This is a genomic window from Spirillospora sp. NPDC047418 (assembly GCF_040643275.1).
In the GTDB taxonomy this organism is placed as follows: Bacteria; Actinomycetota; Actinomycetes; order Streptosporangiales; family Streptosporangiaceae; genus Spirillospora.
In genome coordinates, this window is the sequence record NZ_JBEYTW010000079.1 from 18959 (window position 1) to 42043 (window position 23085).

General features: G+C 73.8%; 16 protein-coding genes. 7 read left to right on the plus strand and 9 right to left on the minus strand.

The features are described from left to right. The first annotated feature begins 3 nt into the window (after positions 1-3). The 3 genes from ABZ806_RS34200 to ABZ806_RS34210 all read left to right on the plus strand — a co-directional run bounded on the left by ABZ806_RS34200 (position 4) and on the right by ABZ806_RS34210 (position 5077). On the plus strand, positions 4-3759 hold the full coding sequence (locus ABZ806_RS34200; protein ID WP_500221599.1) for a hypothetical protein: 3756 nt from the start codon (positions 4-6) through the stop codon (positions 3757-3759). 11 nt (positions 3760-3770) lie between these two features. After that, a complete protein-coding gene (locus ABZ806_RS34205) occupies positions 3771-4526 on the plus strand; it encodes a GNAT family N-acetyltransferase (protein ID WP_500221600.1) in 756 nt (251 codons plus the stop codon). Positions 4527-4666: 140 nt separating this feature from the next. Next, complete coding sequence (locus ABZ806_RS34210; protein WP_500221601.1) at positions 4667-5077, plus strand: hypothetical protein; 411 nt, start codon at positions 4667-4669, stop codon at positions 5075-5077. On the opposite strand, the gene lysX is transcribed toward ABZ806_RS34210, so the two are convergent. Further along, positions 5074-8385, minus strand: a complete 3312-nt coding sequence (gene lysX / locus ABZ806_RS34215; RefSeq protein ID WP_500221602.1) for a bifunctional lysylphosphatidylglycerol synthetase/lysine--tRNA ligase LysX — start codon at positions 8383-8385, stop codon at positions 5074-5076. The genes ABZ806_RS34210 and lysX overlap by 4 nt on opposite strands. A 200-nt stretch (positions 8386-8585) precedes the next feature. On the opposite strand from lysX, the gene ABZ806_RS34220 reads away from it, so the two are divergent. From ABZ806_RS34220 to ABZ806_RS34230, 3 genes are read left to right on the plus strand one after another with little or no spacing between them, the layout of a single operon-like run. Beyond that, on the plus strand, positions 8586-10559 hold the full coding sequence (locus ABZ806_RS34220; protein WP_500221603.1) for a serine/threonine-protein kinase: 1974 nt from the start codon (positions 8586-8588) through the stop codon (positions 10557-10559). Continuing rightward, the gene (locus ABZ806_RS34225; RefSeq protein ID WP_500221604.1) at positions 10559-12262 is read left to right on the plus strand and encodes a serine/threonine-protein kinase; all 1704 of its coding nucleotides are present in this window, start codon (positions 10559-10561) and stop codon (positions 12260-12262) included. Before ABZ806_RS34220 ends, ABZ806_RS34225 begins: the two co-directional genes overlap by 1 nt. 22 nt (positions 12263-12284) lie before the next feature. Beyond that, positions 12285-13778, plus strand: a complete 1494-nt coding sequence (locus ABZ806_RS34230; protein WP_500221605.1) for a serine/threonine-protein kinase — start codon at positions 12285-12287, stop codon at positions 13776-13778. Here the strand turns inward: ABZ806_RS34230 and ABZ806_RS34235 are convergent. The 8 genes from ABZ806_RS34235 to ABZ806_RS34270 all read right to left on the minus strand — a co-directional run bounded on the left by ABZ806_RS34235 (position 13694) and on the right by ABZ806_RS34270 (position 21141). Then, on the minus strand, positions 13694-14800 hold the full coding sequence (locus tag ABZ806_RS34235; protein WP_500221606.1) for a DUF6114 domain-containing protein: 1107 nt from the start codon (positions 14798-14800) through the stop codon (positions 13694-13696). The genes ABZ806_RS34230 and ABZ806_RS34235 overlap by 85 nt on opposite strands. A gap of 4 nt (positions 14801-14804) precedes the next feature. Next, positions 14805-15398: a DUF6230 family protein gene (locus ABZ806_RS34240; RefSeq protein WP_500221607.1), complete on the minus strand. Its 594-nt coding sequence runs from the start codon at positions 15396-15398 to the stop codon at positions 14805-14807. 304 nt (positions 15399-15702) lie between these two features. Beyond that, a complete protein-coding gene (locus tag ABZ806_RS34245; RefSeq protein ID WP_500221608.1) occupies positions 15703-16314 on the minus strand; it encodes a response regulator in 612 nt (203 codons plus the stop codon). Between the two features lie 254 nt (positions 16315-16568). After that, complete coding sequence (locus ABZ806_RS34250) at positions 16569-17234, minus strand: response regulator transcription factor (protein WP_500221609.1); 666 nt, start codon at positions 17232-17234, stop codon at positions 16569-16571. Beyond that, positions 17231-18532, minus strand: a complete 1302-nt coding sequence (locus tag ABZ806_RS34255) for a sensor histidine kinase (RefSeq protein ID WP_500221610.1) — start codon at positions 18530-18532, stop codon at positions 17231-17233. The genes ABZ806_RS34250 and ABZ806_RS34255 overlap by 4 nt, the downstream gene beginning before the upstream one ends. 148 nt (positions 18533-18680) lie before the next feature. Next, on the minus strand, positions 18681-19562 hold the full coding sequence (locus ABZ806_RS34260) for a cytochrome P450 (RefSeq protein WP_500221611.1): 882 nt from the start codon (positions 19560-19562) through the stop codon (positions 18681-18683). An 89-nt stretch (positions 19563-19651) separates the two neighbouring features. After that, positions 19652-20299: a LuxR C-terminal-related transcriptional regulator gene (locus ABZ806_RS34265; RefSeq protein WP_500221612.1), complete on the minus strand. Its 648-nt coding sequence runs from the start codon at positions 20297-20299 to the stop codon at positions 19652-19654. Beyond that, the gene (locus tag ABZ806_RS34270) at positions 20296-21141 is read right to left on the minus strand and encodes a sensor histidine kinase (RefSeq protein WP_500221614.1); all 846 of its coding nucleotides are present in this window, start codon (positions 21139-21141) and stop codon (positions 20296-20298) included. The genes ABZ806_RS34265 and ABZ806_RS34270 overlap by 4 nt, the downstream gene beginning before the upstream one ends. 257 nt (positions 21142-21398) lie before the next feature. On the opposite strand from ABZ806_RS34270, the gene ABZ806_RS34275 reads away from it, so the two are divergent. Continuing rightward, positions 21399-22967, plus strand: a complete 1569-nt coding sequence (locus ABZ806_RS34275; protein ID WP_500221616.1) for a Rieske 2Fe-2S domain-containing protein — start codon at positions 21399-21401, stop codon at positions 22965-22967. The last annotated feature ends 118 nt before the right edge of the window (positions 22968-23085 follow it).

Below are 23085 nucleotides of genomic sequence, written 5' to 3' on the forward strand. Positions count from 1 at the left end.
GTGGTGCCTGAGGAGGCCGCGGGTCCCGGCCGGAGCGCCCGGCCCGGCCCGCCGGGTCCGCCCGGCCCGCCGGGCCCGCCCGGCCCGCCGGGCCCGCCCGAGCGGCCCGGCGGCGGAGCCGCGCGCGAGGCCGAGTACGCGGCCCGGCTGCTCGGGTTCCTGCGCGACCTGGCGCGGGCCCGGCGCCGCCCGTCCCGCGACCTCGCCGACCACGACCACGTCCACTGGCTGGCGGGCCTGCCCGGCGACGTCTACGTGGAGGCGGACGCCGGGCCCGGCGACGTCCTGTTCAGCGTCCCCGTCATCCCGCTCACGCCGCCCGTCGTGCTGGAGGAGTTCGACGGCTGGCTCGGCCTCCGCAACTGGTACCGCGTCCTGCGGGAGCTGGCCGGCGAGGAGGTCGTGCTGGCGACCGGCCTGCTGTCGTGGCGCCCGGCCGTCCACGACCACCTGCTGAGCACGCCCGTCCGGATCGCGGTGGACGAGCGGACCGAGCGCATCGACGTCGTCCTCGCCGGGCACACCGTCCTGCGCGACCGCGACCTGCTCTCCGGGCATCCCGGCTTCCGGCCCGCCGGCTGGATCGCGGACGCCGTCCAGTCAGGGCAGGGGTTCGGGCTGAACGCCTCGGTCGGGGACGTCCTCCGGAAATGGTGCCAGGTGGCGCTCACCACCCCCGCCGACTACCGCGAGGACTGGACGCCCGACACCGACACCGTCACGCCCGCGCCCCGCATCCGGCTCGCGCCCGCCCTGGTCGTCCGGCCGCCGGGCCGCGCCGCCATCGCCGACCACCACGCCACGCTGCTCAGCCTGCTGCCGCGCGGCGTCCCGGACGGGTTGGCGCGCCTGGTGTCGCCGTCGCAGAAGCCGCAGGTCATGCACATCCCGGAGCGCGCGCCGGAGACCGTCCCCGACCTGCTCGCCGGGCTGCTCGCGCGCGGCCACCGGGTGCTCGTCGCCACGTCCGGCCCGGCCGCGTCCGCCGCGCTCCGCGCCGCCCTCCCGCCCGGCCTCGCTGCCCTCGCGGCGACCGACGCGGCCACGGCGGCGCGGGTCGCCGCCGCGATCCGCGCCGCCGCCCCCGACCTGGCCGCGGCCACCGAGCGCGAGAAGGCCGCGGCCCTCCGGCTCGCCGAACTGCGCGACAGACCGGACGAACCGGCCCCCGACCGCCGCGACGAGGAACCCGAACTCTCCTGGATGCCGGTCCGGCCGGACATGCCGCCGACGCCGCCGATCTCCCGCTCCGAGGCCACCGAACTCGCCGTCCTGCTCGCCGAGGAGAGCCCCGAGCGCAAGGCCCGCACCGCGCAGCGCGACGTCGATCCCGGCGCGCTGCCGAGCGCCGCCTACGTCCGCACCCTGATCGACGCCGAGGTCGCCGCCGCCGAGCGCGCCGAACGCGACCGGACCGACCTGTCCCAGCGGCTGCGCGACAGCGACGTCACCCTCCTCGCCCGGCTGGACGGCGACGCGTCCCTCGTCGCCGCCGCGCTCCACGACCTCGGCCTGGACGGCCACCCGGGCGGCTGGAACCCCGCCGACCTCGCGGTCCGCGCCCTCGGCGACGCCCTCGCCGAACGCCGCCCGCTCATCTGGGCCCGCGTCGCGGAGATGACGGCCCGCGCCCAGTGGGCCGAGCGCGCCCTCGCCGACCTCGGCGCCCACCGCGTCGCCCTGCCCGCCGGCGCCGACCTGCGCGGCCTCGCCGCGGCCGCGCAGGACCTCCGCGCGCACCTCGCGGGCGGCGGCACCCTGAAACGCGGGCCGCTCCGCTCCGCCGCCCAGCGCCAGGCCGAACCGCTCCTCGCCACCGTCACCGTGGACGGCGCCGCACCGGCCACCCCCGAACTGCTCGACATCGTCCACACCGACCTCATGGTGCGGATCACCTGCCGCGAACTCCAGTACGTCTGGGAGGCCGCCGGCATCTCCTTCCCCGCCGACCTGCCGCCCGCCGAGCGCGTGGCCCGGTTCGTCCGCGCGCACGCCCGCCTCGCCCGCATCGGCGAGGCCATGCGCGCCGTCGACTCGACGCGCCGCCTCCTGGACCGGGGCGGGTTCGGCATCGCCGTCGCCCACCCCGTCCAGTGGCACACCTACGCCGCCGCGCTCCGCACCGCCCTCGAAGGGCTCGGCGTCAACCGCGCCACCGCCGACCTCGACGCCCTCCGCGACTCGATCGGCCCCGTCGAGCCCGGCGACCCGCCCGAACTGGCCGACGCGGTCGCCGCCGTCGACGCCCGCGACGCCGCCGCGTACGGCCGCGCCCTCGGCGGCCTCGCCGAGGCCCGGCACGAGCGCTCCCTGCAGGTCCGCTGCGCGGACCTGCTCGCCCGCGTCCGGGCCGTCCACCCCGACCTCGCCAACCTCATGATCGCCACGGACGGCGACGAGGCATGGCACGCCCGCACCCGCCGCTGGGACGACGCCTGGACCTGGGCGCGCCGCGCCACCACCGCCCCGCCCGCGACCACCCGCGCCGACCTGGTCGCCGCCGCAGAGAAGGAACTCGCCGAGGCCCGCACCGCCCTCACCACCGCCCGCGCCTGGACGGCCGCGGTCGCCCTCGCCGACGTCCCCGCCTGGATCCTCCCCTTGTGGCGCATCCCGGACGTCCTCCCGCCGACCCCCGACTCCTTCGACGTCGTCATCGTCGACGGCGAGCACGAGGCGGGCGCGGAGGCCCTCCACATCCTGTGGCCGGCCCCCCGGACCATCCTCGTGGGCCCCGCAGGACCCGCCCTCCCACCCCCGGAAGGCCCGCTCCCCGCGATCCGCCTCCCGTCCCACCTCCACGAGGCGATCACCCCCACGACGCCCCTCTTCACGGCCCTGACCGCCGCCACGGAAGCACCCCCGTCTCCGCGCGAGACGGCCCCCGACCTCCCCACCCCCCGCCCGGCGCCCAATCCGCCGGAACGCCGAGTCCCGCCGAGCCCCCCACAACCCGCACCCGCCCCGCACCGCCGCCCAGACCTCGACCGCCCAGCCCCACCCGGCCCCCCACGTCCGCCCTCACCCACTCCCGCCGGAAACGCCGACCCACGCGACAGGCGGCCCCCGCGCGAGAAGAACCCACCGGCCAGCCCTCCCACGCCCCCCAGGCGTCCGCCCGCGCCCGCGAGAAGCGCCGACGCGCGGGACGGGACGCCACCTGCCCCGCGTGACGACAACGCACCCGGCCGCGGCCGCCCGAACGGCCCGCCTCGCCGTCTGGACGTGCCGCGCGAGGACGGCGCGGGGCGCCCGCAGCGGCCGAGGCACGCGAACACCCCGCCGCGCAGGCTGGACGCGCCGCCGCTCGAACCGCGCGAAGGCGCGCCGCCCCGGCGGCCGGACCCGGGCCGCACGGAACCGGGCGCGCCACGTCGCGGCGCCCCGCCCCGGCGCCTGGACGCGGCGGGCCCGAACCAGCCCCCGGACGACCGGCGCCCACCCCCGGACATCCCCGCCCTCTGGGGCAGACCCGGCGCCAAACAGCCGCCGCCTCCAGTTCCTCCTCCGACTCCGCCGCCTCCGGCGCAGGAGCCGGCGGCGCACGCCCAGGTCCGGCGCGGCCAGTCGATCGTCGGATACAAGCGCCCCGAACTGGTGGAGATCGTCGGCCGCATCGCCGAACGCGAGCCGGACCTCACCGACGACCAGATCGTCGAACTGGTAGCACGCCTACTCGACTGCCCCGAAGACGAAGAACTCCTGGTGGGCGCTCGGCTCCGCTACGCCGTAGAGCAATATCGGGGCCGGCCCGGGTAGCGTGCAGCGCCGTGAAGAATCCGGACACGGTGAGGGCCTTGCAGGAGAGGGCGGCCCGCGGCCAACCGGCAGAGCATGTCGTGGACGCCGACGGATGGCGGCTGCGCCTCGCCCCCGACTGCTCCTGGTGGATCGGAACCGTGCTGCCCCACGGCGACACCACGCCGGACGACGTGAAGCGCAGGGTCGTCGAAACGGAAGAGTTCTATGCCGCACACGGCGCGACTCCACGCTTCCAAATGACCCCGTCGGTGTGCTCGGAAGGGCTCGACGCCGCCCTTGAAGCGCACGGGTATCGTCGGCACGGTTCGCTGTCGTTGCAGGTTGCGCCCACCGCCCGCGTCCTGGAGCAGGGGCGGACGCTGAAGGTGAGGCTGGACGAGCGTCCGAGCCGGGCGTGGTTCGAGACCTGGCAGGCGGTGAACGGCGCCTCGCAGGCCGAATGGGACATGCTCGGCAGAGTCGATCTACCGTCCGCCCACGCCTCCGCGACCGTCGGGGACGATGTCGTCGCGGTAGGGCGCGCGGTCGCCGACACGGGATGGGCCGACGTTTTCAGCATGGCGACCCTTCCCTCGGCGCGCGGAAAGGGCGCGGCCCGCACTGTGCTCGCCGCCCTCGCCGACTGGGCCGCCGCGAACAGCGCCGGGCACATGTATCTCCAGGTCGAGCGCGACAATTTCGCCGCGTCACGCCTCTATGCGCGCGTCGGCTACGCCGAGCTATGCGCCTACCACTACCGGACGGCGAGGGAACAAGCTCGGTGAATTCCGGGGTCGGTGTCACTGGATGTCTGTACAAATGTCGTGTGACGGAGTGGGACGAGGGGGCGCTGGCGCGGTTGCGGGGTGCTGTTCATGCCGGGCGTGGCGATGTCTCGGTGCTTCGTGGGCGTCCGCTCCGGCCCGTGCTTCAGTACGCCGGTGACCTGCTCGTGGCCGCTCTCGGCCGGGGTGGCCTCGACGTCGGCCTTGCTCGCGCATGCCTCGGTGAGCTGCGTGAACGCGGCCTTCCGGGGGACGCCGAGCTGGCCGACGACCTCGCCGCCGCGCTGGGGGAGCTCAATACCGAGCCGCTCGTTCCGCTGCCCGCCGACCTCGGTGCCGTGGCCGCGGCCATGGAGGACGGTGATCACGTCCTCGACCTGGAGCGCGGCGACGTCCTGCCCGCCGACGAGGTGCCGGACGACGAGTGCGCGGGGCGGCGGTGGCTGCCGGTCCCGCCGGCCGTCCTGCCCGAGGGGGAGGACGCCCGGCGGGGAGCGGCGCGAAGGTGGCTCGCCGGCGAGGGGTACCGGCCGGTCCCGCGGAGCCTCTAGGAACCGGGGCGCACCAGGGGGAACGGGATCGTCTCGCGGATGCTGCGGCCGGTGAGGGTGATCAGCAGCCGGTCGATGCCCATGCCCATGCCGCCGGCCGGCGGCATCGCGTACTCCAGGGCGCGCAGGAAGTCCTCGTCCAGCTCCATGGCCTCGGGGTCGCCGCCGGCGGCCTGCAGCGACTGCTCGGTGAGGCGGCGGCGCTGCAGGATGGGGTCGATCAGCTCCGAGTAGGCGGTGCCGAGTTCCAGGCCGAAGACGATCAGGTCCCATTTCTCCGCGAGGCGCGGGTCCGCGCGGTGCGGGCGGGTCAGGGGCGATGTCTCGGCCGGGTAGTCGCGGACGAACGTCGGCGCCTTCAGCCCCTCCTCGACCAGGGCCTCGAAGAGCAGCTGGACCATCTTCCCCTGCCCCCACTGCGGGTCGATGTTCAGCCCGTGCCGCTCGGCGAACTTCCGCACGGCGGCCGGCGGCGTGTCGGTCGTGACCTCCTCGCCGAGGGCCTTCGACACCGACTCGTAGACGGTGATCTCCTCCCACGGCCCGGCGAGGTCGTACTCGACGCCGTCCCGGACGACGACGGTGGTGCCGAGGGCGGCGCGGGCCGCGTCGGTGACCAGGGAGCGGGTCAGCGTCGCCATCGTGTCGTAGTCGCCGTAGGGCTCGTACGCCTCCAGCATCGTGAACTCGGGGTTGTGCTTGTGCGACACGCCCTCGTTGCGGAAGTTGCGGTTCAGCTCGAAGACGCGCCCGACGCCGCCGACCAGGAGGCGCTTCAGGTACAGCTCGGGGGCGATCCGCAGGTAGAGCTGCATGTTGTAGGCGTTGATGCGGGTGGTGAACGGCCGTGCGGCGGCGCCGCCGTGCACCGGCTGCAGCATCGGGGTCTCGACTTCGAGGTAGCCGCGTTCGCGCAGCCCGTCGCGGACGGCGGCGATGGCGTCGCCGCGCATCCGCAGCATCCGGCGGGACTCGTCGTTCACGATGAAGTCGACGTAGCGCTGCCGGACGCGGGCTTCGGGGTCGGACAGGCCGGAGCTCTTGTTCGGCAGCGGGCGCAGGCATTTGGCCGCGAGCGTCCACGACGCGGCGAGCACCGACAGCTCGCCGCGCCGGGACGTGACGACCTCGCCGCGCACGCCCACCTGGTCGCCGAGGTCGATGAGGGTCTTCCAGTGCCGCAGCGACTCGTCGCCGAGCGCGTCGGCGGTCAGCATGACCTGCAGGTCGTCGGTCTCGTCCCGCAGCGTGACGAAGATCAGCCGGCCGTGCTCGCGGGCGAGGACGACCCGTCCGGCGATCGCCGCCTCGACGCCGGTGCGGGCGTCCGGGGCGAGGTCCGGGAAGCGGGCGCGGATGTCGGCGGCGAAGTCGGTGCGCTCGCAGCCGAGCGCGTACGGCTCCATCCCGGCGGCGCGGATCTGGTCGAGCTTGGCGTGCCGGACCCGCTCCTGCTCCGACAGCCGCCGCTGCGGGGCGCGCGCCGCGTCCGCCGCCTCCTCGATCTCGCGGATCTTGTCGACGAGGTCGGTGGAGGGGACCATCGCGGCCGCCCGGTCCAGCTTCGGCCGGTTGAAGCTCGGCAGGAACCCCTCGGCCCGCGCGTAGGCGAGCCCGAGCCGGATCAGGTGCCGTCCCTGCAGGTAGCAGATGAAGCGGGGACGCCACTCCGGCAGGTATTTGGCGTTCGACAGGTACAGCGATTCGAGCTGCCAGAACTTCGACGCGAACGACAGGAACCGGTAGTACAGCCGCGCGACCGGCCCGGCCCCTATCTGCGAGCCGCGCGCGAACGCCGACCGCAGCATCGCGAAGTTCAGCGACAGCTGCTGCGCGCCGACCGCCGCCGCCTTCTCCGCCAGCTTGGCGACCATGTACTCGTTCAGGCCGTTCTCGGCGAGCCGGTCGCGGCGCATCAGGTCGAGCGACAGCCCGGACCGCCCCCACGGGACGAAGCTGAGCAGCCCGCGCAGCTCCCCGTGCGCGTCGAACGCCTCGACCATGACGCAGCGCCCGTCGGTGGGGTCGCCGAGGCGGCCGAGGGCCATGGAGAAGCCGCGCTCGGTCTCCTCGCCCCGCCACGCGTCGGCGCTGCGGATCAGCTTGGCCATCTCCCAGCCGGGGATCTGCGAGTGCCGCCGGATCCGGACGGTGTACCCGGCCCGCTCGACCCGCCGGACCGCCTGCCGGACCTGCCGCATCTCGCGGCCGTCCAGGTTGAAGTCGGTGAGGTCGACGATCGCCTCGTCGCCGAGTTCGAGCACGTCGAACCCGTGCCGCCGGTAGATGTGGGCGGCGCGCTCGCCGACGCTGACCGCGCCCGGGATCCACGCGTGCGCGCGGCACTCCTCCAGCCACGCCTCGATCGCCTGGTCCCACGATTCGGGGTCGCCGAGGGGGTCGCCGCTGGCCAGCGAGACCGAACCCTCCACCCGGTAGGCGATGGCCGCCTTACCGTTCGGCGCGACCATGACGTCCTTGTCGCGGCGCAGCGCGAAGTAGCCGAGGGAGTCCTGGTCGCCGTACTCGGCGAGCAGGGCGCGGGCCGCGAGCTCCTCGCCGGGGGACAGGACGGGGTCGCGGCGGCCCGGTTTGAACAGCGCCCAGAACGTGACGATCAGCAGCCCGGTGCCGAGGCTCCACAGGATCGCGTCCACCCAGAACGGCACCGACACGTCGATCGGCTTGCCGGTGACGCGCGGCCCGAGGACGGTCTGGGAGATCGCGTACAGCGGGTGCGTCCAGAAGTCGCCGCTGGTGTTCCGGTCGGTCACGGTGACCAGGAACGTGCCGATTCCGCAGGTCACGATGAGCAGGCTGGTGAAGACGATGGTGGCGAGCCGCCGGTTGGCGCGGTCGGGCAGCGTGGTGAACTGGCCCCGCGCGCAGATCAGCAGGCCGAGGACGGCGAGGTAGACGGCGGCCGTGACGATCAGCCCGACGGGGGTGGGCATGTCCGGGTTGAACAGCGTCGTCAGGACGGCGGTGACGCCGAGCGCGGTGGGCAGGCAGAAGATCAGGACGAGGATCCGCCAGGCGGCCTTCTTGCGCCGCCGGACGCCCATCGACAGCAGGATCCACAGCAGCCCGATGGGGACGCTGGGGAACCAGCCGAGGTACCCGATCCAGCGCAGCGCCCAGATATCGGCTATCTCAAGGATGAGACCATAGGAGACCCACGCGAGCAGCGACAGGATCCCGGAGAGTCGGGTGTACCAGAAGAAGATCGTCGGAGCGGCCTGCACGAGCCGGTCCCACTCGCCCCGCAGGCCGCCGCGCAGCCGCCGCTGCGGGCCTTTGTCGATCATGGTCCCCCGGTCGGCACGTGGCCGGTCGCTCGCTGGTATGGCGCTCTCCTTCTTACCGGGTGTCACGTCGACCACGCTTTCGTCCGCCCGCGGCCGCCCGGTGGCGAACCTGCGGGCGGGACCGGACGTCGTACGGGTAGGGGGATGTGGCTTGCAAGCTCGGTCCAAGGTTGTCAGCAAAAGTCGATATGGTCGCGGATATGCCAAATGAACCCACCGGTGAGCGGTTGCTCGCCCGCCGCTACCGCCTGGTGACCCAGGTCGGCCGGGGCGGCATGGGGACGGTCTGGCAGGCGCACGATGAGGTCCTCGGTCGTGACGTTGCGGTGAAGGAGGTCATCCTCCCGCATGGTCTCACCGATGAGGAACGCGCCGTGCACCATAAGCGCACGTTCCGTGAGGCCCGTACCGCCGCGCGGCTCGGCCATCCCGGCGTCGTCACGGTCTACGACGTCGTCGAGGAGGACGGCCGGCCCTGGATCGTCATGGAGCTGATCAAGGCGCGCTCCCTGGACCAGGTGATCAAGCAGGACGGGCCGCTGGAGCCGCGCCGTGCCGCCGAGATCGGCCGGCAGATGCTCGCCGCGCTGCACGCCGCGCACGGCGCCGGCGTCCTGCACCGCGACGTGAAGCCCAGCAACGTGCTGATCACCGGCACGGGGCGGATGGGCGAGCGGGCCGTGCTCACCGACTTCGGCATCGCGACCGCCGCCGGTGACGCCACCCTCACCCAGACCGGCCTGGTGATGGGCTCGCCCGCCTACATCGCGCCCGAGCGCGCGCGGGGCCGCGTCGCCGGCCCGGCGTCCGACCTGTGGTCGCTCGGCGTCACCCTGTACGCGATGCTGCACGGCAGGTCGCCGTTCGAGCGGCCCGAGCCGATGGCCGCGCTGGTCGCGGTGATCTCCGAAGAGCCGGACCCGCCGGACAAGGGCGGCCGGCTCGTCCCGGTCATCGAGGGGCTGCTGCGCAAGAACCCCGACCAGCGGATGGACGCGATCGAGGCCGGCGCGCTGCTGGACGACATCGTCCGGCAGGAGACCGTCGACACCCAGCGCACGATGGCCGTCGAGTTCGCCATGGACGAGCTTCCCGGCCCCCAGACCACCGCCCGCGACTCCGCCTACCGGTCGCAGCCGTACGCGGAGGCGTACGCCGAGCCGTATCCGGAGACCTACGCGCCCGACCAGCCGCTCCCGGAGGAGATGGACGACCCCGGCGGGCCCGGCGCGCCGGAGCCCGGCGCCCCGGCGGCGGACCCCGAGGCGCGCCCGGACCAGCTGACCAGCCTCGACCTCCCCACCGGCCGGGCCCGCAAGGCGGCCCCGGGGAACCCCGCCGAGACCGCGCCCGACCCCGGCCGCGCCAGTTCGTGGCAGCCCGGCCCGCGCACCGAGCCGGCCGGGGCCGTCCGGTACGGCCGCGAGCGGGCGCCCGAGCCGGGGCCGTCCACGCACTTCCCGCCGACCACGCACCCGGCCGCGCGGCCCGCGCTGGCCGCCAACCGCAACGTGCTGATCGTCGCCGCGATCGTGCTGGTCATCATCGTGGTCATCGCGGGCATCGCGCTGGCCAGCGGCGGGGGCGAGAAGGACAAGAAGGTCCGCAACGAGGGCGCCACCGCCCCGGCGACCGGGGCGGCGACGCCGTCCAGCCCGGCCGCGTCCCCGACGCGGAGCCCCAGCGCCTCGCCGAGCACGCTCGCCGGCGCGCTGCCCGCCGGGTTCACCACGCACGACGACCCGAGCGGCTACTCGGTGCCCGTCCCGCCCGGCTGGACCGGGCCCGAGCGCAAGCAGGGCGGCGACTTCTTCTACTCGCCCGACCGCAGCGCCTACCTGCAGATCGACCAGACCGACGATCCCGGTGACAGCGCGATCGACGACTGGCGGCGGCAGGCGCGCGGCCACACCGGGTTCCCCGGCTACAAGAAGATCAGGATCGCGCCGACCGGCGACCACCCGCCCGTCCCCGACACCGGCGACGGCGACGACTCGGCTGACTGGGAGTTCACCTACAACGGCGACGGGGGAAGGGTGCACATCCTCAACCGCGGGTTCGTGGCCGGCGACCACGGCTACGCCATCCTGCTGCGCGCCCCCGACCGGGACTGGGACAAGGTGTTCGGCGACCTCCAGCCGGTCTACGAGCACTTCAAGCCCGCGGACGAGTGATGGACGGCCGCCTCCTCGCCGGTCGCTACCGGCTCGAATCCGTGGTCGGACGCGGCGGCATGGGCACCGTGTGGCGCGCCCTCGACGAGACCCTCGACCGCGAGGTCGCGGTCAAGGAGGTCGTGCTGCCCGCCGGGCTGAGCGACGACGAGCGCGAGAACCGGCACCGCCGGACGCTCCGCGAGGCCCGCGCGTCGGCGCGGCTGAACCATCCGGGCGTCGTGACCGTACACGACGTCGTGGACGAGGACGACCGCCCGTGGATCGTCATGGAGCTGGTGCGCGCCCGGTCCCTCCAGGACATCGTGGACGAGGACGGGCCGCTGCCGCCCGGCCGCGTCGCCACGATCGGGCGGCAGATCGCGGGCGCGCTGCGGGCGGCGCACGCGATCGGCATCCTGCACCGCGACGTCAAGCCCGCGAACGTGCTGGTCGCGGACGGCGACCGGGCCGTCCTCACCGACTTCGGCATCGCGCAGATGGCGGGCGACGCGACGCTCACCGGCACCGGGCTGATCATGGGGTCGCCCGCGTACATGTCGCCGGAGCGGGTGAACGGCGACCCGGCGATCCCCGCGTCCGACCTGTGGGCGCTCGGCGCCACCCTCTACGCGGCGACCGAGGGCAGGGCGCCGCACCACCGCAGCGACGCGATGGCCGTGCTCGCGGCCGTGATGACGCAGGACGTCCCGCCGCCGAAGAACGCGGGGCCGCTCGCGCCCGTCCTCACCGGGCTGCTGGAGCGCGACCCCGTCCGGCGGCCGAGCGGGGACCAGGTGGAGGAGGCGCTCACGGCGGTCGCGTCCGGCCACGCCGCGAACCTCGCCGCCGCGCAGCTCGCGGCCGGCCGGACGACGGCCGTGGACGGGCCCGCGGCCGCGACGGGGGCCGTGCCGCCGACGCAGCAGCCCGTCCCCGTACCGCCGCCGCCGGAAGGCATGACCGCGGCCTTCCCGCCAGGCCCTGGCCAGCAGTGGACGCCCGGATACACCGCGCCCGGATACACGCAGCCTCCGCCGCCGCCCCGGAAGCGGTCACCGCTCCTGCCGATCCTCGGCGGCGTTGCCGCGGCGGCGGTGATCCTCGCGGTCGCCGGGGGCGTGTTCTGGGCGAACCGGCCGTCGTCCGGGGGGACGAACACCACGCAGTCGCCCACCACCGTCGCCCAGCCCTCCACGCCCGGCGGCCAGGGCACGCGGCCGGGCACTTCGGCGCCGCCCTCGCCGACGCGGTCCTCGCCCGCGCCGACCGGGTCGCCCCTTCCCGCGGGGCTCACCCTGGGACGCGGCGCCGGATTCACGATCGGCGTTCCGCCCGGGTGGCGGCGCTCCGCGCAGGGCAACAGCGTCATCTGGACCGACCCCGCCTCCAGCGCCTACATTCAGGTCGACCGGACGGTCTGGGCCGGTGATCCCTACGACCACTGGCTGAACTGGGAGCGGGAGGCCATCGCGGACGGCAAGCTGCAGGGCTTCCGGCGGGTCGGGGAGATCACCCGCACGGAGGTCGCCGGGCACGCCGCCGCCGACATCGAGTTCACCTGGACCCGGAGCACGGGGGCCACCCGGGCCCGGGACCGGGGCGTGATCGTCGACGGCCGGCCGTACGCGATCGTGGTGGCCGTTCCCGCGTCCAGGTGGAATGAGAGAGAGCCGCTCGTGAAGAATGTGCTCGACACGTTCCGTCCCTCCGGGGTGGGATGACCTATGGGGGGACTCTTCCGACATGACACAGGCACGCCTGCTCGGTAACCGCTACCGGCTGGACTCGGTGGTCGGCCGAGGCGGCATGGGCACCGTGTGGCGCGCCCGCGACGTCATGCTCGACCGCGAGGTCGCGGTGAAGGAGGTCGTGTTCCCGCCGGGCCTGAACGACGACGAGATCGGCGTCCTGTACGAGCGGACGTTCCGGGAGGCGCGGGCGTCGGCGCGGCTGAACCACTCCGGCGTCGTCACCGTCCACGACGTGGTGCAGGAGGCGGGGCGCCCCTGGATCGTGATGGAGTTGGTCCTCGCCCCGTCCCTGCAGGACATCATCGAGCGCGGCCCGATGGACCACCGCCGGGTCGCCGACATCGGGCTGCAGATGCTCGGCGCGCTCCGGCACGCCCACGAGAAGGGCATCCTGCACCGCGACGTCAAGCCCAGCAACGTGCTGATCACCGACTCCGGCCGGGTGGTGCTCACCGACTTCGGCATCGCGCAGGTGGAGGGCGACGCGACGCTCACGCAGACGGGCCTGGTCATGGGGTCGCCCGCCTACATCCCGCCCGAGCGGGCGCAGGGCGAGCGGGCGGTGCCCGCGTCCGACCTGTGGGCGCTCGGCGCGACCCTGTACGCGGCGGTCGAGGGCCGGTCCCCCTACGAGCGGTCGGACGCGATGTCGTCGCTGCAGGCCGCGCTGACCGAGCCGGTCCCGCCGGCGCGGAACGCGGGGCCGCTCGCCCCGGTGCTGGACGGGCTGCTGGCGCGCCAGCCGGTGCACCGGATGACCGCCGTGCAGGCGGAACCGCTGCTCACCCGCGTCGCGGCCATGCCGCCGCCGCGCCCGCCTGTGCCGTCCCGGCCGCCGGTGCCGCCGCAGCCTCCGCCACCGAACCGGACGGTGCTGGACGAGCCGTCCGTCCGCCGCGCGCCGCTCGTCCGCGCCGACGACGCCGCGGAGACGATCATGGACCCGTCCGAACTCGGCGTGGTGACCCGGCAGGACCGCGAGGCCGTGACGCGCCTCGACTCCGATGACCTCAGCCCGGTGACCCGGCGCGACCGTGGTGGAATCGCGGAACGCGACGGCGGTTTCGCGGGGCGCGACGGAGGCATCGCCGACCGCAACGGCTCCTACCGGCCGCCGACCGCGCGGCCCGGTCAGGACCGCGAGCCCCGCACGCTGCTGGAGACCGAGTGGGCGCCGCCGCCGACCCGGCAGAGCGAACCGCCGAGTACGTCCCCGCCGTGGGATCAGCCGCGGCAGTACGCGAACTGGCAGCAGCAGTCGCAGGCGCAGCCGCCGCCGCCGGTTCGGGCGGGCGGTGAGCGCCGCCGGACGGTGCTGGTCGTCACGATCGCGGTCGTCTTCGTGGTGGCGGCAGTGCTGCTCGGCGCATTCATCCTGCGCGGCAAGCTGCGGACGGAGGCTCAGGCGATGGCGAGCCCGGTGATCTGCGCGCCGTTCGCGGTGACGGCGGGCTGCTCGGACACCACGTCCGTCATCACCATGTAGGGCAGCGTCAGCGGCGGCGGGTTCTCCGGTGTGAACGTCAGCGGTATCCCCAGCAGCTTGGACGACATCTTCGTCGTGTACATGACGACGTCGCCGGTCAGCGTGAGGTTGGGGGTCCGCGTCCGCGCGGTGGTCCCGCCGCGGGCGACGGTCTGGTCCACGTTCTTCAGGACGGCCTTGGACATGGTGAACTTCAGCGCCTTCACCGTCCCGTTCGCCGAGGACAGGGACGCGACGCCGTCATAGCTGAGCCCCGACATCGTCAGCGAGTCGGCGCGCAGCGTCCCCGAATCGGTGTAGAGGCGGGTGCCGGGAGCGGCCGCCCTGCTCGTCGGGGTCTTCGCGGCGCAGGCCGGGTCCTTGCTCGACTTCAGCTCCTGGAGGAGCTTGCGCACCTCGTCCTGCGAGAGCCCGGACGTGGTGGCGGGGACGTCTGGGCACTTCGGCGCCGTCGTAGTGGACGCGGCGCTGGGCGTAGGCGCCGGGGTGGCGGCCGGATCGGGCGATGCCGCCGGTTCCGCCGTGGCCGTGGGCGTAGGTGCGGGTGTGGGGTTGAGCAGGTGGAAGCCCAGCAGGGCGGGGAGCGCGATCGCGGTCAGGCGCCCGCCGCGCGATGCCGCGTGCGCGCCCGGCCCGCCGCCGTCCGGACGCCGCGCGGCGCCGGCGTCCGTGGCGGCGGGGGACCAGGCGAAGCCGAGCGCGCCGCCGACCAGGCCGAGCAGCAGCCCCACGAAGAACCCGCCGAAGTTGGACGTGAGGAACGACGCCAGCGACAGCAGCACGGCGAGGATGCCGTAGAAGCTGCGCTGGGCGGGCTGCGTCCACAACAGCACGCCCGCCGTGACGAGCAGCGCGCCGATCAGCCAGCTCGCCACCCCGGCCATGCCCTGGTGGACGACGAGCGGCATCGGCGCCAGCGGGATCGCGATCAGTTCCAGCCCGCCGAGGACGGCGAACACGCCACCCCAGAAGGGCCGCGTCCGCCGCCAGCGGCGGAACCCTTGCGGTTCGACGGAGTTCATGGCCTCAGAAGCACTCGTCGCCGAGCTTCATGCTGAGGTCGCTCAGCTTGAACGTGCCGGCGGTGGTCGCCCACGCGACCTGCCTGACGTTGGTCAGCTCGATCGCGGAGGCCTGCTGGCCGAACATGCCGGCCGTGCCCCGGGCGCCGTCCGGGCCCTGGTCCAGGGTGCTCGCGTCCCGGCCGATCTCGATGTTGGAGAACGTGGCGTCGGCGTTGAGCTGCTCCACGTCCAGGACGAGGTCGGTGGCCTCGACCGGCTTGTCGCCCGTCCCGGCGGTCAGCCGCAGCGTGAACGGGCCGACCTTCACCGACTGGCACATGTTGCGGATCTTCGCGGACTTGATGCCGGAGACCTGCACCGGGTGCTTCGCGCCGTCCTTGCTCGCGTCGACGCCGCCGTACTGGACGAAGCCCGTCCCGGTGAGGGAGTCGGCGCTGACCTTGAAGCTGCTGCCGGACACCGCGAAGGAGGAGGCGATCGCGCCCTGCGCGGTCATGAACATCAGGGCGCCGGCGCCGAGTGCGGCGGGCGCGGCGATGGCGGCGAACCGCTTCCAGCGGACGCGGCCGACGGCCGGGTCGGGGGAGTCGCTCATGGGGGTCTGCTCCTGGGGGTTGTGACGGTGAGTGCAAGTTACTACCAAGTACTTACTTGCGACAAACCGGATCATGGGGTCAAAAGGTAAAGGATCTGCTGGTGTGACCTGCGGAGTCTCTTGAACTCACTGTCAATAGAGTCGGCAGGTGTCAACTACTATCAACTACCAAGCGTGATCGTCACGGGCCATAGATCCCGCATCGCAGGGGCCAAAGGTCCCGAACCAGAACGCCCACGCGGACGCGCGCAAGCCGCGGCCGAAGGCCGCGGACGAGTACCGGCAGGGTCAGGTGCCGGTGGGGTCAGGTGCCGGCGGAGAAGGCGTCCAGGGCGAGGCGCAGCGCGCCCACGTGCCCTTCGAGCGTGTCGGCCGGCTCACCGGACCGCAGCCGGGCGACGTCGTCCTCCACCTTGGCGAGTCGCTCGTCGAGGGCGGCCAGCAGCCGCTCGCAGCCCGCGAGCGCGCCCTCGGCGCCGTCCCCGCCGAGCGTGCTGCGCAGCAGCCTCGCCTGCTGCCTGAGCTCGGTGTTCCGGCGGTGCAGGTCGACGAACACCGACACCTTCGCGCGCAGCAGCCACGGGTCGAACGGCTTCGTCAGATAGTCGACGGCCCCCGCCGCGTACCCCCGGTACGCCTGCTCCCCGGCGCCGCCGCCCGCGGTGAGGAAGATGATCGGGATGTCGCGGGTCCGCGGCCGGGACTTGATGTGCTCCGCGGTCTCGAACCCGTCCATCTCCGGCATCACGACGTCCAGCAGGATCAGTGCGAAGTCGTCGTTGAGGAGTTCCTTGAGCGCCGCCTGCCCGGACATGACGGGCACGACCTCCACCGGCATCGCGTCGAGCACGGCCGCGAGGGCGGTCAGGTTCTCCTCGCGGTCGTCGACGGCCAGGATCCTCGTGTCGTTCGGCACCGGACTCCTCAACGTCGATGGCGGTGTCAGCCGTTCAAGCCTGTCATGTCCCCGTGGACGGTAACAGAGCGAATCGCTGCCGATCGGGGTAGGCCCGGCACTTGTACGCCGTCCGCATGGCCCACACTTTACCCACGTTCGGTGTCCGCGCGGTGACTTTCCGGCGCCATCGGGGTCGGTTCCCGGAGCCTGACGGAAGCCGGAACTCCTCCCAACCTAAAGGCCGGGGCATTCCTCGGACGAGCAGGCGAATGTCATGGCAGCCAGCCGGGTTTGACCAGTCCCGACTCGTAGGCGAACACGACCAGCTGGGCGCGGTCGCGGGCGCCGAGCTTCACCATCGTGCGGCTGACGTGCGTCTTCGCGGTGGCGGGGCTCACCACGAGGCGGGCCGCGATCTCCTCGTTCGACAGCCCCTCCCCGACGAGCGCCATCACCTCCCGCTCGCGCTCGGTCAGGGCGTTCAGCCGCGGCGAGGGCGCCGGCTCCTTGGCCCGCGCGGCGAACTCGGCGATGAGCCGCCTGGTCACGCTGGGCGACAGCAGCGCGTCCCCGTCCGCGACCGCCCGGACGGCGTGCAGCAGCTCGACCGGCTCGGTGTCCTTCACCAGGAACCCGCTCGCGCCGCCGCGCAGCGCCTCGAACACGTACTCGTCCAGCTCGAACGTCGTCAAGATCACGATCTTCACGCCGTCGAGCCGCTCGTCGGAGGCGATCCGCCGGGTCGCGGCGAGCCCGTCCAGGCCCGGCATGCGGATGTCCATCAGGATGACGTCGGGACGCTCCCGGCGCGCCTGCGCCACCGCCTCCTCGCCGTCGCCCGCCTCGCCGACGACCTCGATGTCGGCCTGCGCGTCCAGCAGCGCCCGGAACCCGGCCCGGACGAGCACCTGGTCGTCCGCCAGCACCACCTTGATCATCGCGCCTCGCCTCCAGCGGGGTCGGTCTCCTCGTCGAGGGGGAGCGCGGCCCGGACCCGGAACCCGCCGCCCGGACGCGGTCCGGCGTCGAACGTCCCGCCGAGCGCGGCGGCCCGCTCGCGCATGCCGCGGATGCCGCTGCCGCCCGGCCGGTCGTCCAGCAGGGGAGCGCCCCGCCCGTCGTCCTCGACCAGCACCACGACCTCGTGCTCACCGTAGGCGATGCGGACCCGCGCCGTCACCGGGCCGGGGCCGGCATGCCGGGTCACGTTCGTCAGCGACTCCTGGACGATCCGGAACGCGGCGAGGTCGGTGCCGGCGTGCAGCGGCCGCCGCTCCCCGGTGGTCTCGGCGTCGACCGCCAGCCCGGCGGAGCGGGCCCGGTCGAGCAGGTCGTCCAGCCGGTCGAGCCCGGCGGTCGGCGCGCGGGGCGCGGTCTCGCCCTGCGCCCGCAGCGCGCCGATCACCCCGCGCATCTCGGTGAGCGCCTCCTTGCTCGCGTCCTTGATCGCGGCGAGCGCGGTGCGCGCCTGCTCGGGGTTCTGGTCGATGAGGTGCAGCGCCACCCCCGCCTGCACGTTGATCATGGAGATGTTGTGCGCGAGGACGTCGTGCAGCTCGCGGGCCATCCGCAGCCGCTCCTCGCTGGCCTGCCGGCGCTCCTCCTCGGCCCGGGTCCGCGCGGTCTCGGCGGCCCGCTGCGCCCGCATCCGGATCAGCTCCGAGGTGACCAGCACCACCAGCGCCCACCCGACGACGAAGACCGACCCGCCGAGCGTCGGCTCCTCCACCGGGAACGGCCCGTCCTGCCCGCGCTCGGCGGCCGGGACGCCGATCAGCGCGGTGAGCCCGAAGAACGCCGCGAGACCGAGGCCCGTCCCGGCCCAAGTCACCAGCCGGTGCCCGGACACGACCGCCGCCATCATCGCGACCGCCACCGCGAGCGGCGCGGGGCCGTAGACGTAGGCGCGCAGGAAGTACAGCGCGGTGACGGCGGCGGCCGCGCACACCGTGAACACCGGATGCCGGCGCCGCAGCAGCAGCAGGGCCGGACCGGCGAGCAGCAGCGCGAAGCCGAGCGCGTCGAGATCGGTGTGCCCGATCTCGGCCGGGCCGCCGCCCCCGTGCTCCCACGGCGGACCGCCGGACCGCCCGTTCCGGCCGGGGCCGCCCCGCTGCGCGCCCAGCGACCCTGCGACCTGGAAGAACGCGACCAGGATCGGGACGACCCACACCGGCCACGTACCGGGCCGCGTCCACTGCGGCCGCCCCTGCACGGAGGCCGGTGAGCTGCTCATGCCTGCACGTTAAGTCATCCCCCAGGCCCCCGACGTCGCCCCCAAGGAGTCACCACCCCTACTCCCCCAGAGGTACCCGCCTCGTTGATCTGCGGCGTGTTGTTGTTTTCAGGTCGCCCATAACAACAACACGCCGCAGATCAACGGGCTAGGGGGTCCAGTGGAGGGGGAGGTGGGCGAAGCCGTGGCGGGTGTTCGAGCGCAGGGGGATCGGCTCGCCCGCGGGCTCCGGCCGTCCGGGACGTTCCAGCAGCGCCACCAGCAGGGCGCGCAGGTGTACGCGGGCGAGGCGGGCGCCGAGGCAGGCCCGGTACCCGAACCCGAAGCACAGGTGCGGGCGGCCGGTGTGGAGGAAGCGGTCCGGGGCGAACCGGCCGGGGTCCGGGAAGACCTCGTCGTCGTGGTTGGCGGAGGCGAGCCACAGCATCACCCGCTCACCGGCCAGCAGCGGCACCCCGCCGACCGTCGTCCCGCGCTGGACGGTCCGCCACACCTGCAGGACGGGCGTCCACCAGCGCAGCATCTCCTCCACGGCGCTGTCGATGAGCCTCTCGTCGGCCTGCTCCTCCCGCAGCCGGGCGTACTCGGCGGGGTGGCGCAGCAGCGCGTACAGGCCGCCGCCGAGGGTGTTCCGCAGCGTCTCGGGCAGATCGCGCGCGACCTCGCCGACGAAGTCGACCGGCTCCCGGGACGGGATGCGGGCGAGCATGGCCCGCGCGGGCGGATCCATGTCGATGAGGGCCGCACCGCCCGGAACCTGGGGCGGCAGGTCGCCGCTGACCGGGCCGTGGAGGACGCCGTCCGCCTCCGGGGCGAACAGGGTGGGATGCGTGAGGGCGTGGCGGACGTCGGCGTAGCGCAGCACGGCCCACGCGCCGGACCGGCCGTCCCCGCTCCCGTCGAGCCACATGACCGGCGTCCGCGACCGGAGCCGTTCGAGCGGGCCGTGCGGGACCCCGCGGGCGTAGGCGTCCGCGCGGCCGAGGGCCCCGGCGCCGGAGACGGGTGACGCGCCGCGCCGGTGAGGCATGGGGGAACCTCCTCTCCGAGGCAGACGCTAACGCGTCCCGGCCGAACCCTGAAGGGCCGGATTCGGCCGTCCCGTATCCGGATGGCGCGTCAGCCGGCGAGCCACTCCCCGGTTTCGACGCTGACCAGGCCGTGCCGGGCGGCCTCGATCACCGCCTCCCGCTGCGAGTGCACGCCCAGCTTGGACAGCACGCTCTGCACGTGGCTGCGCGCCGTGCTGCGCGTCACCCCCATCGCCTTGGCGAGCGCCTGGGTGGACTCGCCGCGCGCCAGCCGCGTCAGCACCTCCCGCTCGCGCGGCGTGAGGAACTGCGCGACCTTCTGCGCGCGGCTGCGCGGGCGGACGCCGCCGCGCAGCGCCGCCTGGTCGGCGACGACCTCGCCGTCCGCGACCCGGCGCAGCACGCCGAGGATGTCGCCGGCCTGCTGCCCCTTGTGCGCGAACCCCCGCACGCCCGCGGCGACGCCCGCGTCCAGGACGTGCTGCTCCAGGAAGCCGGTCAGCACGACGAACCGCGTGCGCGGGGACGCGGCGCGCAGCCGCGGCATCCAGTCGAGCGCGGTGCCGGACGGGAACCGCAGGTCGATCAGGCAGGCGTCGGGTTGCCCGGCGCGCAGCACGGGCAGCGCGTCGGCGGGGGAGTAGACCACCCCGACGACGCTGTGCCCGGCGTCGGCGAGCACGAGCGACAGCGACTCGGCGAAGACCGCGTGGTCGTCGCAGATGACCATTCTCATGGATGGGGCCGCCAGTCGTCGGTATAGGCGTCGGCGCCCCGGCGGGCCGAGTCGCCGGGGACGAGGTCGTCCGGGGGCGGCGCGGCGGGCAGCAGCATCCGGACGCGCGCCCCGCCCATCTCGCAGGTGCGGATCTCCAGGCTGCCGCCGTAGCCGGAGATGAGGTCGTGGACGATGCCGAGCCCGAGCGAGGCGAGGCCGGGCCGCGCCGGGCCGCGCGCCGGAGCACCGGGGCGCGTGCCGTGGCCGGCGCCGAAACCGGGGCCGTCGTCGTCGACCTGGATGGCGATCCAGCCCTGGTCGGCGTCGACGCGCACGTCCACCCGGCCCGCGGCGACACGGCACGCGTTGTCGAGGACGTTGCGGACGGCGCGCCACAGCGCGACCGGGTCCATGTGGGCCCACGCCTCGCAGCCGGTGAAGCCCACCTCGTGCGGGATGGCGAGCCGCATGCCGGTGACGACCTCGGCGGTCAGCTCGTCCACCCGGAGCCGCTCCGGGCCGGGCAGCGGCCGGGCGCTGCCGCCGTCGTCGCCGGCGTCCTCCTGGTCGAGCCGGCGCAGCAGGTGGTCGAGCCACCGGGTCTCGCCGAGCAGCTGGTCGATGCGGGCCCGGCTGGTGTCGCCGACGTCCTCGGCGACCGCGACGGCTGAGGCCAGCATGATGATGGTGCCGAGTTCGTGCCGGATGTCGTGGCGGAGCCGGCGCCGCCACAGCACCTGCTCGCCGCGCCCGGACGCCGCCGGCCGGTCCCGCTCCCCGCCGCGCGCGCCCGCGAGCGCCACGGCGCCCGCCGCTCCCGCCGCGCCGTCCGCCGGGGAAGACCGAGCCCCGTTGTTCATGAAGACCCCCGTCTGCTATTCCAGCACCCCATAGACGGTCACCCGGTGTCCCCATCGATGTCCAGTCAATTGGCCGCAACAGACCGCCGCCTGTCCAGAAGTGGACATTCGCGGCGCAATGTGAACTCCGCCCTTTGTCGGAGCGTCCCAGTCAGGATTGTCAGTTCCGTCCATGACAATTCTTTCATGCCGGTGGCGTAGCCGCTTTGCGCATTCCGGCGGGTGCGCCGGCGGGCGCCGCGCGGGACAGTCTCCCCATGCCGAAGGTCACCTTTCTCGGACATGCGGGGGTGGCGGTGGACGCGACCGCGTTCCACCTGCTCGCGGACCCGTGGCTCGCTCCAGCGGGGGCTTTTCTCGGAGCCTGGCACCAGTATCCGAGGAACGATCATCTGGATCTCGCCCCGATCCTCGACGCCGACTGGGTCGCCGTCTCGCACGAGCATCTAGATCATTTCGACCCGTGGGTCCTGGACCGCCTTCCGGCGCGGACCAGAATCCTCATTCCGTGTTATCCCGGACCCGCGTTCCGGGAACGCATGACGGCCGCCGCGGGTGGCCGCCAGGTAATCGAGGTCGAACCCTGGCGGAAATTCCCGCTGGACAATCGAGGGTCCTGGATCACCGTGATTCCGGAACTGTCGCCAATGTGCCACGATGCCGCCTTTCTCGTCGTGGCGGACGGCCGCGGCATCCTGCACTGCAACGACGCCCGGCTCACCGCCGCGCAGACCCGCCGCGCCAAGCACCTGGCGGGCGGCCGGCTCGACCTGATGGCGCTGCAGACGTCCGGGGCGTCCTGGCACCCGATCTGCTACGAGTACCCGCCCGCGGAGATGGCGAGGGTCTCCCTGGCCAAGCGGATCTCCAAGCTCCGCGCGGCGCAGCGCCTCGTCCGGCAGACCGGGCCGGAGCTGGCCGTCCCCTTCGCGGGCCCGCCGTGCTTCCTGGACGCCGAGGTCGACCACCTCAACTGGGTGCTCGACCAGGCCGACGGCGCGTTCTGCGACCCGGAGGTCTCCACCGCCTGGCTGCGCGAGCACCTGCCGGGGCAGCGCTGGGACTCCTTCAAGCCCGGCGACGCCGTCGACCTGGACACCGGCGAGATCACCCGCGATCCGGTCTCGGCCGCGTTCTCTTTCGCCGACGCCGACCGCGCGGACTACCTCAAGCAGTACGCCGCCGACCGCGCGCCCGCCATCGCGGACGTCCTCGCCCAGTACCCGGAGCCGGGCCCCGACCTGTTCGACCGGTTCAAGGCCCACTTCGCCTACCTGGGCGGGCTCAGCGACTACTTCAACCGGCAGATCGCGATGACCGTCCGGTTCGACATCACCGGCCCGAACGGCGGCGTCTGGGACGTCGGCTTCTCCGCCGCCGGCATCACCGTGTCGGCCGCGTCCCCGGACGTCCGCCCGCACTACCGGCTCACGATCGCCGGCCGCTGGCTGGACGGCGTCCTCGCCGGCCGGATGGCCTGGGAGGACCTCCTCATCTCGTTCCGCCTCAGCCTCTACCGCGACCCCGACGTCTACAACGACTACCTGGTCGGCCTGCTCAAGCACGCCAACGCGCCCGCCCTCCAGGCCGTCGAGGCGTACGAGACCGGCCGGGACGAGTCCGAGCGCATCACCGTCGCCTGCGGCGGCGACCGCTACGACATCCCCCGCTACTGCCCGCACGCCGGCGAGGACCTCTCCGTCGGCGCCGTCGTCCGCGACGGCCAGATCCACTGCCTGGCCCACAACTTCGCCTTCGACCTGGCCACCGGCGAATGCATCAACGCCCGAGCCGCCAACCTGACGAGCAAAAAACTAACCCAGTGACCCCCACACCCCCCACCCCCCTGTTGATCTGCGGCGTGTTGTTTTTTTTGTTATACCCCAAAAAAAAAAAAACCCCCCAAAAAAAAAAACAGGGGGGGAGGGGGTGTGTAGGTTTTTT